This window comes from Dethiosulfatarculus sandiegensis (genome assembly GCF_000931935.2).
Taxonomy (GTDB): Bacteria; Desulfobacterota; Desulfarculia; order Desulfarculales; family Desulfarculaceae; genus Dethiosulfatarculus; species Dethiosulfatarculus sandiegensis.
Map to the genome: position 1 here is coordinate 248066 of NZ_AZAC01000002.1, position 13089 is coordinate 261154.

10 protein-coding genes are annotated in these 13089 nt (G+C 49.7%); 9 read left to right on the forward strand and 1 reads right to left on the reverse strand.

The annotated features are described in order from the left end of the window. The first annotated feature begins 21 nt into the window (after positions 1–21). The 8 genes from X474_RS02775 (at position 22) to X474_RS02805 (ending at position 11370) form a co-directional block, all read left to right on the forward strand. A complete protein-coding gene (locus tag X474_RS02775) occupies positions 22–369 on the forward strand; it encodes an SHOCT domain-containing protein (RefSeq protein WP_052514778.1) in 348 nt (115 codons plus the stop codon). A gap of 96 nt (positions 370–465) precedes the next feature. Next, positions 466–1260 (forward strand): multicopper oxidase domain-containing protein, encoded by a 795-nt coding sequence (locus X474_RS02780; protein ID WP_044346576.1) that lies wholly within the window; start codon positions 466–468, stop codon positions 1258–1260. A gap of 5 nt (positions 1261–1265) precedes the next feature. After that, positions 1266–2837 (forward strand): multicopper oxidase domain-containing protein, encoded by a 1572-nt coding sequence (locus X474_RS02785; RefSeq protein WP_197281946.1) that lies wholly within the window; start codon positions 1266–1268, stop codon positions 2835–2837. Positions 2838–3186: 349 nt separating this feature from the next. Beyond that, on the forward strand, positions 3187–4335 hold the full coding sequence (locus tag X474_RS02790; protein ID WP_044346578.1) for an SGNH/GDSL hydrolase family protein: 1149 nt from the start codon (positions 3187–3189) through the stop codon (positions 4333–4335). 9 nt (positions 4336–4344) lie between these two features. Continuing rightward, positions 4345–6165, forward strand: a complete 1821-nt coding sequence (locus X474_RS02795; RefSeq protein WP_082464095.1) for a carbamoyltransferase family protein — start codon at positions 4345–4347, stop codon at positions 6163–6165. Next, entirely contained in the window at positions 6165–6593 is a 429-nt protein-coding gene (locus X474_RS02800) for an SxtJ family membrane protein (protein WP_052514779.1), read from the forward strand. Before X474_RS02795 ends, X474_RS02800 begins: the two co-directional genes overlap by 1 nt. 14 nt (positions 6594–6607) lie before the next feature. Beyond that, complete coding sequence (locus X474_RS25950) at positions 6608–6766, forward strand: DUF5989 family protein (RefSeq protein ID WP_156360586.1); 159 nt, start codon at positions 6608–6610, stop codon at positions 6764–6766. 215 nt (positions 6767–6981) lie between these two features. Continuing rightward, on the forward strand, positions 6982–11370 hold the full coding sequence (locus X474_RS02805) for a PAS domain S-box protein (RefSeq protein ID WP_052514780.1): 4389 nt from the start codon (positions 6982–6984) through the stop codon (positions 11368–11370). A 35-nt stretch (positions 11371–11405) separates the two neighbouring features. Here X474_RS02805 and X474_RS02810 read toward each other — a convergent pair whose 3' ends face one another. Further along, on the reverse strand, positions 11406–12296 hold the full coding sequence (locus tag X474_RS02810; RefSeq protein WP_044346580.1) for a LysR family transcriptional regulator ArgP: 891 nt from the start codon (positions 12294–12296) through the stop codon (positions 11406–11408). 177 nt (positions 12297–12473) lie between these two features. On the opposite strand from X474_RS02810, the gene X474_RS02815 reads away from it, so the two are divergent. Then, on the forward strand, positions 12474–13088 hold the full coding sequence (locus X474_RS02815; protein WP_044346581.1) for a LysE/ArgO family amino acid transporter: 615 nt from the start codon (positions 12474–12476) through the stop codon (positions 13086–13088). Position 13089 lies beyond the last annotated feature (1 nt).

A 13089-nucleotide genomic window follows, 5' to 3' on the forward strand; every position in this document is an offset into this window, starting at 1 on the left:
ACTAATGAAAGGAAATCCCTAATGAAAAGAAACATGTCGGCTTCTTTGCTGGGATTGGTCTTGACCTTTTTACCGACGTTTGCCGGGGCTCAGTCCTGGGGTTACGGCAGCGGTTGGAATCATCCCATGATGTGGGGCGGAGGATGGTTGGGAGGACCCCTCATGATCTTGATCTGGTTGATTGTTATTGTGGCCGTCATCGCGGGTATACGCTGGGCCTTTAGAGGTGGGCAGGGGGTGAATCCACAGGGAGGTGCTGGAGCGAAAACAGGTGCGGAATCAAGCCTGGATATATTGAAACGGCGCTATGCCGCAGGTGAGATTGACAGAAAGCAATACATTGAAATGAAAAACGACATTGAGTCCTGAGCGGATTATAGATTCTTACTGAGATTGTTGTATCCCCTATTATTTTGCTAGTATAGTGGGTGAATTTTGTTGAAACAGCATGGCGCTGGAGGGGGTATGACAATCAATATGAAACGGGTTTTCTGTTTTTTCCTAACCACTTTAATAATATTCAATGCCGTTCAGGCACTCGCCAAGATCAAGGAATACCACCTCACTATAACCAAGGAATCGGTTAATTTCACGGGCCGTCCGGCTGTGGCCATGACTATAAATCACCAGATACCCGGCCCTGTTTTACGTTTCACCGAAGGGGATCTGGCTCGGATTCATGTTCTAAATAAAACCAATACATCCACTTCCATTCACTGGCACGGTTTGCTGGTTCCGCCGGGCATGGATGGTGTGCCTTATATCAGTTTCCCCCCCATAATGCCGGGCCGGAGCTTTACCTATGAATTCCCCATCAGGCAAAGCGGCACCTATTGGTATCACTCGCACAGCGGGTTGCAGGAACAAATGGGGGTGTACGGGGCCATAGCTATTGATCCCGTCCATCCCGACCCCAAGTCTCCCTCCGAGCGGGTGATTTTACTCTCTGACTGGACGGATGAGCCGCCGGAAACGGTTATGCATAATTTAAGGCGAGGTTCGGAATGGCATCCCCTGCAAAAAGGCGCGGGACAAAGCATATTCGGCGCGTTGAAGGCGGGCAAGTTGGGGGATTATTTTGCCAGGGAGCTTGGCCGCATGCCCGCCATGGATATCTCGGATGTGGCCTATGACCGTTTTCTGGCCAATGGCAAGCCTGTTCTTAATCTGGAGGCAAAACCGGGTCAGACCTTGCGTTTACGGGTTGTAAACGGGTCGGCCACCACTTTTTTATGCTTGATTTTGCCACAGGACCCATGACTATTATGGCGGCTGATGGCTTGGCGGTTGAACCGTTAGAGGTAAAGCGTCTTTTGATCGGCGTGGCCGAGACCTATGACCTGTTGGTGACCATGCCGTCCAAGGGCAGTTGTGAGCTAAGGGCAACGGCCCATGATTCCTCTTCTTATGCCTCCATTTGGCTGGGGCGGGGAAAACCCGAGCCGGCAAGGCGAATACCTGCGCCTGATCTTTACCACAATATGGGGGAGCTAAGCCTTGAAAGGGTTTTTGCCCTTACTCCTGCCGGGACCATGGGCATGGAAGACGCCCTGGTGGAAGCCGGCGTTTTTGACCTGCCGGGTATGGTTGGAATGAAAGATATGAAAGGCATGAAAGGAATGGAGATGAATCATTCCGCAAAGAAAATGCCTCCCTCCCACAGCCGGTCAATGAAAATGGCGAACACCTCAAAGAAAACCGTTAAAGCCAAACACCACAAACAGATGACAATGGAGCCCGGACAGTCAGTAATAAAGGAGGCAGGCTCCGGTCGATCATTACCGCCTTGGGGAAAACGTTTTTCATATGATTTCAGCTTATTATCCACGGATGTTTCTTCGAACCCCAGACGAGCGATGGATGGCGGCCCTTCTCGCCCTTGGCCGCCATACACCAGGTTAAGGTCTGTCGGCAAAACCTCTTTTGATCACAAGAGACCGGTCAGGGAGATTCGCCTCACCCTGGACGGGGATATGGAGCGGTATGTCTGGCTCTTGAACAACCGCGCGCTGAGCGAAGATGATGACATATTGATTAAAAAAGGCGAGGTGGTTCGCTTTATCATGATAAACCGCACCATGATGCATCACCCCATGCACCTGCACGGCCATTTTTTCAGGGTGCTAAACGGCCAGGGAGATCATGCCCCCTTGAAACACACCGTTGATGTAACTCCCATGTCCACCACGGTTATTGAGTTCAAGGCCAATGAATTCGGAGACTGGTTTTTTCATTGTCACTTGCTTTATCACATGAAGGCAGGCATGGCTCGAATGGTTCACTACCAGGGATATGAACCCCTGCCGGAAGTTACAGAGGTCAGGAGCATCCTTTATAAAGAGAGCTGGTGCGCAACGGTCCAATACGAGGTTTTAAGCAATATGGGGGAGGGGATGTTCACCGTCTTTGACACCCGGAGTATTTTCAACCTGGATTGGGAACTGGGCTGGCAGATGGTGGATGAACCCGAGTGGGAAGTCACTCCTTCCTATAGCTACTACATGAACCGGTTCACCTCTTGGTTTGTGGGGGCCGATATCCTGAGCCGGGAAGATGAGTCTGAAAAGATAAGGGGGGTGCTGGGGCTGAACTATCTTTTACCCCTGAATATTGAAACCAGCGCCTGGCTGGACAGTGATGCCGGATTCAGGGTGGGGATGCAAAAAGACTGGCGCCTCACCCCGCGGCTGGGCTTGATGACCGGAGCTCTTTATGACAGCCACGAAAGATGGGAAGGCTCCTTGGGGCTGAGTTACATGCTTAACGGGAATCTGTCTTTGGTAGCCAGGTGGCATTCTGATTTTGCCTGGGGGGTCGGAGTTAAACTGTCTTTCTAGTCTGTAACCTTACTTAATTCCACAAAACTAAGCGGTGATTGAAACGGCGGTCAGATGCGCCGTGATGAAGTTTTCATTTTTAAAGTGTCGGCCCCGGGCTGCGGCTATGGGAATAAATCCCTAATTTTGCCGGGATTGTGTGAATATTGTAAAGCATCTTACTTCGGATTAATGATGCAGTGCCTTGATTTTGCATGTACACTGTGGCAGAAAAAATCGTCTGCCCCATGTTCTGGTGGGGAAGACTAAAAAAGACAATGCGTTGCCGCCTGACTGTCCGAACCCCTTCCGGGGCTTTATTTGAAAAGGATATTTAAGCACAGTCAAGACAGGAGACATTGCCGGTTCCATGTTCAGAAAAATTGTTTTTCCCCTTGGATTCATTATTATCAGCTGCCTTGTGACCTTGGCTCTTTTTGCTTTAGTTGAAGGCTCTGCCAGTATTTACCTGGCCTTTAAAAAGGTGCCGCCCGCGGCCAAAGTGGCCGAAAGTGCGCACTCTGAGTTCGATTCGGCATTGGGTTGGATTAACTTGCCTGATGTGGAGAGAAAAGACCATTATGGCCCAGGCAATCACCTGAAGATAAATGCCCAAGGTTTCCGGGCTGATAAGGATTATACTAAAGCTCCTCCCCAAGGTAAGACCCGGATTGTTTGTTCCGGCGACAGCTTTACCATGGGTTATGGTGTGAACAATCAAAAAACCTGGCCTGCTTTTCTGGAACAAAAAGACCCCCGCCTGGAGGTTGTGAATATGGGGCAGGGAGGCTATGGGGTGGATCAGTCTTTTCTCTGGTATAAAAAAGACGGTCTGAAACTGAAGCACCAGGTACATCTATTTGCTTTTTTTGTAGGCGATTTTCACCGTATGAGCCTGGAAGAGTTCAACGGTTATCCCAAGCCCTATCTGGCCTTGGACAAGGGGCAAGTCATACCGGCTAATCTTCCCTTGTCTGAACCTTCTTCCTGGCGGCCCTGCCTGGCCCGCTATGCCGGAGCCCTGCGTGAACTCAAGGTGGTTGCTCTTTTCCAGGAGGCCGGATCTCGTCCTGGCAAAAGAAAACCGCTCAAGTTGGTTTATCCCATGCAGGGTGAGGAGATCGTCAGGATAACAGGCGGGCTTTTCCGGGAGCTTGAGCAGATCAGCCGCCAAAAGGATATAACCCTGGCGGCGTTGTGGCTTCCTTTTGAAAGGGAATACCGAAATCCCAGGTATGATCATTTCCGCAAACAAATCAAGCGGGTTGTGGAGGCCCAAGGCGTCAGGTTTCTGGACCTGGTCCCTGATTTTCGCAAGTTGCCCGCAGATCAGCTGAAGTCGCTCTTTATTCAGCACGACATCAAAAACTACGTTGGCTCCAAGGGACATTACACCGCCAAGGGAAACAGGTACATGGCAGGGCTTATTTATGAAAAGCTTAATGCAATGCCTGAGTTCAAGGCGCTTTCCCTTGCGCCTTTCAGTAAGCCTGGCCCCTTGGCCGGCGCAAGGCAATGAACGGAATATATCGTGAATATCCTTGGTATTTCAGCTTATTATCATGATTCGGCCGCCTGCTTGATTCAAGACGGTAAACTGGTTGCTGCGGGTCAGGAAGAGCGTTGGAGCCGTAAAAAGCATGACTACCGCTTCCCCACCCATGCGGTTGACTATTGCCTCAAAGAGGCGGGCATCACCGTAGACCAGCTTGATTATGTGACTTTTTATGATAAGCCTTTTCTAAAATTTGAGAGGCTTTTGGAGACTTATCTGGCCTTTGCCCCTTCCGGGCTGAAATCTTTTCTAATGGCCATGCCCCTATGGATAAAGGAAAAGCTTTGGCTTCCTGATGTCATTAAAAAAGAGATGAGTTTTAACGGCCAGGTGCTTTTTCCGGAACACCACCAGTCTCACGCGGCCAGCGCCTTTTTCCCGTCACCCTATGAATCCGCGGCCATTCTGACTATGGACGGGGTGGGCGAATGGGCCACCACCAGCTGGGGAGTGGGCAGGGATAATAAAATAGATCTCATGGCCGAACTGCATTTCCCCCATTCCCTGGGGCTTTTGTACTCGGCCTTTACCTATTTCACCGGCTTCAGGGTCAACTCAGGCGAATACAAGGTCATGGGCCTGGCTCCCTACGGCAAGCCCAAATACGTGGATGTGATCCTGGACAATATCATGGACCTAAAGGAAGACGGCTCATTTAAGATGGATATGAGCTACTTCAATTACTGCCAGGGCCTGACCATGACCAATGGGAGTTTTGCCGAACTTTTTGACGGCCCTCCCCGCAAGCCGGAAACCCAATTGACCCAAAGGGAAATGGACCTGGCCGCCAGCGTGCAAAAGATCACCGAAGAGGTGGTGATGAGAACCGCCCGCCACGTGCATGCCGAAACCGGGGAAAAGAATTTGGTTCTGGCAGGCGGTGTGGCCCTGAATTGTGTTTCCAATGGCAAGCTTTTACGCGAGGGGCCCTTTGAAAACATATGGATACAGCCTGCTGCCGGTGATGCCGGAGGCGCCCTGGGGGCGGCCTTGATAACCTGGCATCAGTACCTGGATAATCCCAGGCCATTAAACGGCGGCAAGGACTTGCAGACCGGTTCCTATTTGGGGCCGGAATTTGATCAAACCGCCATAGAGGCCTTTTTGACCGAGTCCGGTGCTGTGGCCAAGGAGCTTACCTGGGCGGATATGCCTCAAAAGGTGGCCGATATTATCAGCGATGAAAAGGTGGTCGGCTGGTTCCAGGGGCGCATGGAGTTTGGCCCCCGCGCCTTGGGCAGCCGTTCCATAATCGGCGATGCCAGAAGCCCCAAAATGCAATCGGTGATGAACCTTAAGATCAAGTACCGGGAATCCTTCCGGCCCTTTGCTCCTTCAGTCCTGGCCGAAAGGGTCAGCGATTATTTTGAGACCGAGACCGAGAGCCCTTACATGCTGATCGTTTCGGAGGTCAAGGAGGAGCTGCGCCGTGAGATGACGGCCGAGGAACAGAACTTTTTCGGTATAGAGAAGCTGAATGTGGTTCGCTCTGAGATTCCGGCTGTGACCCACGTGGATTATTCGGCCAGGGTGCAGACCGTGCACGCAGACACCAACCCTCTTTATCACCAGATGATAAAAGCCTTTGAAAAAAATACTGGTTGTGGGGTTATTGTAAATACCAGTTTTAATGTGCGTGGTGAACCGATTGTCTGTTCCCCCCGGGATGCCTATGCCTGCTTTATGCGCACTGAGATGGATTACCTTATAATGGGTAATTATTTGTTTGCCAAAGAAGATCAACCAAAATGGCGCGAAGAAGGCGACTGGCGCGAGGAGTTTGAGCTGGACTAATGAATGCTGTAACCGAAATAAAAAGTCAGATAGCGGCTCTTGACCCCAACCTGCGGGATCTGAGAAATCTTGGGCTGGTTTTTGCGGCGGTAGCCTTGATTGTGGCCGGGATTATGGCCTATAAAGGCAGTTCGGGCTGGCCCTGGGCTGTGGTTATCGGGGGTTGTTTCGCAGGATTGGGCCTTTTATTGCCCCGGGTGTTGAAACCCCTTTACTTGGTCTGGATGAGCCTGGCCTCGGTCCTGGGATATTTTGTCTCCCGTATTATACTGACAATTCTGTATTTTTTGGTTATTACCCCCATTGGCCTTTTTATGAGGCTTTTAGGGAAAGATATACTTGATAAAAAAATGGACTCAAAACAGTCCTATTGGCATCGGCGCGCCAACCAAAGCAATGATCCGGCCCGCCTGGAAAAAATGTACTGAAAGGTCAGATACTCATGGGTAAACTTTCCATAATGGCCCAGTTTTGGGAGTTTCTAAAGGCCAGAAAGAAATATTGGCTAATGCCGATTGTTATGACTCTGGCCCTTTTGGGCGCCTTGATCGTGCTTACGGAAGGCTCGGCTGTGGCTCCTTTTATCTACGCCTTGTTTTAATACTAAATAGCTGGATAAATAAAAGAAGGCAGGCTTTTTACGAAAGCCTGCCTTCTTTTATATCTCCTCAAGACGAAAGGTTAATTTTTTAAATACCTCTATTCGCTTTGCCCGGTTTCATTCATGTGATTTTCTAACCCGCAATTACCTGCTACAATTTATTTTTAAGACAATAAGCCTACTTATATCTTAATTCAAAGCTGAGAGAGTGCTTTATGCCGGCCCCTTTTTTGCGGGATAAGGAAATAGACCGTCTTATGAATATGAGCCGGGAGATGGTTTTTTATCTGACTCTCAAGAAAAATGGTGAGCTTGAAAAAATAATTCGGGTAAATAGGGCCGCCTGTCTGGGATTGAGATGTAATGAGCGGGAATTATTAAATGCCTCGCCTGGTCCGCTCTTTGGCGGTCTTTGTCTTGATATGGAAACCGAAGGTCAAAAGACCGTAAAAGGCTCTCTGTACACTAAAGACCAACCCCCCATAAGATCTGAACTACGCTTCGAACATTTTCGCTCAAACGGCCGGGATTTGGCCCTGGTTTTTGCCAGCGAATTGAAATCTTCGGATTTATTAGATAAATCTTCATCCCCAAACGAACCATTTTTCCGTGAAATTTTCGATAACATGAGATCGGGCTGTGCCATTTATGAAACCCCTGACAATGGCAAGAGTTTTTTCTTCAAGGATCTCAATCGGACAGGCCTGAGATACGCGAATAAAGAGAAAAGCGAAGTCATAGGAAAAGAAGTCCGCCAGGCATTTCCAGGCGTGGTGGAATTGGGGCTTTTCAAGGTCTTTCAAAAAGTATGGAAAACCGGAAAGCCCGAGATCCATCCATTCAGTCACTATCGAGATAGTGAGCTGGAATTGTGGGTGGAAAACTATGTCTGCAAGCTTCCTTCCGGTGAGATTGTGACTATTTATGATGATATTACCGCCCAGAAAAAAGCTGAAACCGCTTTGGCTCGAAGTGAAAAACGCCTGAATCTGGCCCTGGATTCAGTGAGTGATGCAGTCTGGGACTGGTGGCTTGATACTGGTGAAGTTTATTTCAGCCCCCGCTGGTACACCATGTTGGGATATGAACCCTATGAATTGCCCCAGGCCTTTGAACTATGGGAAAAACTCTTACATCCAGATGACGCGGCCGCGAGCAAAAAAATTGTTTATGCCCACATGGAGTTGACAAAACCCTTTGAGTTCGAGGCCCGCATGCGCCACAAATCCGGTGAATGGAGATGGGTTCTGAGCCGGGGCAAGGTGGTTGAGAAAGATGCTCAGGGCAAGGCCCTGCGCATGCTGGGCACCCATGTGGATATACATGAACGAAAATTGGCCGAGGAATCCCTTCAAAAGAGTGAGAGGCGTTTCCAATTGGCCATGGAGGCTACCAAAGACGGCCTTTGGGATTGGGATGTCAGGGAGAACCGGGTTTATTTCAGTCCGGGCTATGCGGCAATGCTGGGCTATGGAACAGAAAAAGTCACAGATGAATTGACTTTTTGGCTGCAACAGATTCACCCGGATGACAGGCAAAAAGCCTTGAAGGCAAACCAGGATTGTATCTCCGGAAAAACCGAAAACTTTGAGATCGAATTCCGTATGTTCGCCAAAAACGGAGAAGAACGTTGGATATTGGGTCGCGGCATGGCTGCGGCCAGGGACCAAAAGGGGCGGGCCTTACGCATGGTGGGGACACATACTGATATTACCGAACGCAAAATCGTGGCCGAGGCGTTTCGCAAAAGTGAGGAGACTTACCGGGCTTTGGTGGAAGGCTTGCCTGATGTTGTCCTGCGGTTCGACCTTTTGGCCAGGCATTTATTTGCCTCGGAAAATGTGGATTTACTATTTGGCCTGTCTGCCGGGGAAATGCTGGGTAAATCTCATCGGGAGCTGGGGCTTCAAAAAGAGATATGCACGATTTTTGAAAAGGGGATCAAGGAGGTTGAACAAAGCTTATCTACCTATGAAACAGAGTTTGCCTTGAGGGGGGACAGGCAATCCAAGGTTTATAACCTGCGTTTGATTCCTGAAGACGAATCGGCCGACCGGCTGGGATCGGTTCTGGCCATAATCAAAGATATCACCGATATCAGAAAGGTTCAAAGAGAGTACGAGATCTTATTCAGAGAGATGCTGAACGGCTTTTCTCTGCATGAGCTTGTCTTTGATGAAAAAGGAGAGGCTCATGAGTATCGTTTTCTGGCGGTGAACCCGGCTTTTGAAAGGCTTACCGGCCTTAAAGCCAAGGACCTGGTGGGTAAGAGGGTTTACGAGGCCTTACCTTCGGCGAAAAAAAATTGGGTTGAGATGGCCTGTCAGGTGGCTTTAACCGGGGAGCCCCAACGTTTGGAGACTTTCCATTCTCAAATCGGCAAGTATTTTGATATTACTATTTTTAAATCCGGGCCTAATCAGTTCGCCTCTATTTTTGAAGACATAACAGAGCGCAAACAGGCCGAAGAGGAACTGAAAAAATTCAGAACCATTTCAGACAAGGCTGTACATGGAAATGCCATAGCTGATCTTAAAGGGAATATTCTTTATATAAACGACTATTTCGCCAGGGAGCACGGATACGAACCTTCCGAGCTGACAGATAAGAACCTTTTGGTATTTCATAATAAAAAACAGCGCAAAATGGTGAGTGAATTAAACCGGAATTTTATCAAAAACGGCAGTTACGGCCCCTTGGAGGTTTGGCACACCCGTAGAGACGGAACTGAATTCCCCATGCTTATGAGCGGGATTATTTTGACCGATGATAATTATGAACCCAAGTTTATGGCAGCCACGGCCATTGACATAACCGAGCATAAAAGGGCGGAGCAGGCACTGGAGAAGCGAATTTTAGCTTTGACCAAGCCTATTGACGATGTGGAAAGTATTAATTTTCAGGATCTGTTCAGCTTAAAGGACATACAGGAAATACAAGATGAGTTTGCCCATGTTGCGGGAGTATCCTCCTTGATCACCTATCCCGACGGTAAACCCATAACCAGACCCAGTAATTTAAATCGTTTTTGCAGGGAGATTATTGAGCAGGACTCATCTTACATAGGCTGTTTTGACAATATGGATGTGTTGGGTGTGGATGACCGCAATCAGCCCTTTATTAAGCCGTTTGAGGCTTCCGGATTATGGCATGCCGGAGCGGCCATCAGCGTGGGGGGCAAGCATGTTGCCAACTGGCTCATAGGTGGGGTGAGACGGGAAGATAAAATACCGGTTGAGATCGAAGAACTGGCCCGGAAATTTAAAAAAGAAAAAAAGCAGGTTAAAGAAGTATATACCGATGTGAAGGTTGTTTCAAAAAGCCGTTTCTATCGAATAGCTCGGTCTTTAAACACCTTTGCCAACCAGTTGTCCCATATGGCCTACCAAAATGTGCAGCAGGCTCGCTTTATTACCGAACGCAAGGAAGCTGAAAAGGAAAGGGCCCAGATGGAGGCCCAATTGGCCCAGGCCCAGAAGATGGATGCCCTGGGAACTTTGGCGGGTGGTATTGCGCATGATTTCAATAATATCCTCGGTGCTATCCTTGGCTATGCCGAGGTTGTAAAAGATGACCTCAAGCAAAGATCGCCTGAACCTGAGGATGTTGACCGGATAATCAGTGCGGCGGAAAGAGCTAAAAAACTGGTCCAGCAGATTCTTACCTTCAGTCGCAGGGTGGAGCCGGAGCGCAAGGTAATAAATCTTGAGCAGGAAGTAAGGCATGCATTGGATCTTTTAAAACCCACTTTGCCCAAGAATATTGCCATCAAGCAGGAGTTCGCAGGCAAGGTGCACAAGATCCAGGCTGATCCCGGCCAGTTGAGTCAGGTACTAGTGAACCTGGCCAATAATTCCGTGCAAGCCATGCCCGAGGGCGGGGAGCTTATCATTTCCCTCAAAAACATCAAGGCAACTAAAAAAGTCTGTAATATCTGCAACCAGGAGTTTTCCGGCGAGTGGGTCACCCTTTCGATCAAGGACACCGGTTATGGCATAGCCCCTCAAAACATAGGAAAAATATTTGACCCCTTTTTTACCACCAAGGATGTTGGAAAGGGCACCGGCCTGGGACTTTCCATGGTGCATGGTATTGTGCGCGGCCATGGCGGGCACATTGAATGCGAAAGCAGCCTGGGCCGGGGAAGCAAGTTTACCCTCTATTTTGCCGTCCACAGTAACGAGCCGGTGCAGGCCGATCAACCGGTCACCAATTTAAATATCCGGCAAAGCGGTAATGAGACAGTGCTTTTGGTGGATGATGAAGAGCCCATCCGCATGGTCAGCAGCAGGGTTCTGAGCCTGTTGGGATACAATGTCCATACTGCCCGGAGTGGGGAAGAAGCCTTGAGGATCTACCGGGAATACGGCCCGAAGATTGATGTGGTGGTAATGGATTTGGGCATGCCGGGTATGGGGGGCAACAAGGCTTTAATTGAGATTCTGGCCTTGAACCCCCTGGCCAAAGTGGTGATAGCAAGCGGGTATTCAGCCGAAAAACAGGTTAAGGAGGCCCTTGATTCCGGGGCGGTGGGCTATGTGCCCAAGCCTTACCGCAGGGCTGACTTGTTACAGGCCATCCGCAGTGTGCTGGATGAGGAGTAAAGGCCCTTGACTTGGGATTGAGGGCCTTTGGGGGCTCAGACAGGCAGTTCCCCTTGGGCCGCTTTTATCAGGCCCGTGCTGAACCTTTCCAACAATCCGGATTTTAGATTCCAATAATGCCAATAAAGTCTGACTCTTAAACTGTGCCCGGGAGACAGGTCCCTTAGCAAGCCGCTTTTAAGCCTTTTCCCGGCCTGTTGATCCGGCAATACGCCATAGGCCAGGCCGTCTGCTATGAGTTGGTTAAATTGTTTTACACTTGGTATGTGGTGCAAAGGCATGGTGGGTGGCTTTTCCCCCAGCACCAAGCTTACCATTTTTGTGTGTAATTCATCCTTTAAGTTGAATAAAACCCCTGGCGCCTGGGAAAGGCTCCTGGAATCTACCCCATGGGGAAACCATTTGGCGGTAAACTCGCTGCTTGCCAAAAGCCGGTATTCCATATAGCCCAGATAACCCGCCTTACAGCCCTGCAAAGGATTTTTCTGTACGCTGACACAGCCCTGAACCTTACCCTGGCGCATGAAACGGTGGGTCTGTTCCTGGTCATCAACCAGAAGATTCAATAGCAGATTTTCGGTCCGGATAAGGGGCGTGACAGCCTTGGGAAACCAGGTGGCCAGGCTGTCGGCGTTAACGCCCAAGGCAAGATTATTGAATCCCTGCTCGCTTGAGGGAAGCAAATCCGCCTTAAGATCCTGTTCCAGGCGCGACACCTGGCCAAAATGTTTTAAAAGTTTAAGGCCCTGGGGAGTGGGGCGGGGCGGAGAGGTGCGGGAAAGGAGCACTTGTCCCATCTGTTCTTCCAAGAGTTTTACCCTTTGGGAGACAGCGGATTGAGTGATGAAAAGTTCGCGAGCGGCTTTTTCAAACCCGCCGGTGGTCACCACCATATGAAAGGCTTGCAAGAGTTTATAATCAAACATGACTAACATTAGCAAATTTAATGATAGATAAAAAGTATTAATTTTACTTTATAAGAACGCCTGGATAAGCTCATCTGGTCCTTGGCCGACAGACCTAAGAGAGCCGGTCTTCAAAAAACAGGTCAAGGATAAATTTACAGACCTCCTCCTCAAGACAATTCAAAGGAGCAAGGGCTTATGTGGGGTTCATTTATGCAGGGGTTTTTGTTGGGCGGTTCTCTGATTGTGGCTATTGGCGCACAAAACGCCTTTGTTTTGAGCCAGGGGATCAAACGCAACTTTCCCCTTACCGTGGCCCTGGTCTGCACCCTTTGCGATGTGGTCCTGATCGGCTTGGGCGTAACCCAGGTGGGGGCTTTTGTGCAAAATGATCCGTTGCTTCTTAAGGCTGTGGCTTGGGCCGGGGCGGTTTTTCTGGGTTGGTACGGGCTCAGGGCATTTATCTCTGCCTATAAGGGCGGCCATCTGGAAACGGTTGATCAGCCAAGCAAGTCGCGTAAGGCCGTGATCCTGGCCACCTTGGCGGTGACTCTGCTCAACCCCCATGTTTATCTTGACACCATCTTATTGCTCGGCAGCGTCAGTGGGCAACTGCCTGCAGACGGCCGCTACGCCTTTGGTGCAGGTGCGATCTGCGCATCCTGTCTTTGGTTTTTGGGGCTGAGCCTGGGCGGGGGGCTGTTGGCCAATTTTTCCCGCAAGATTTGGGCCTGGAGGATGCTGGACACCCTGGTCGGTATAACCATGTGGTCCATTATGGGCTCCCTGCTTATCCAGACGTTGAAGGCCTGAT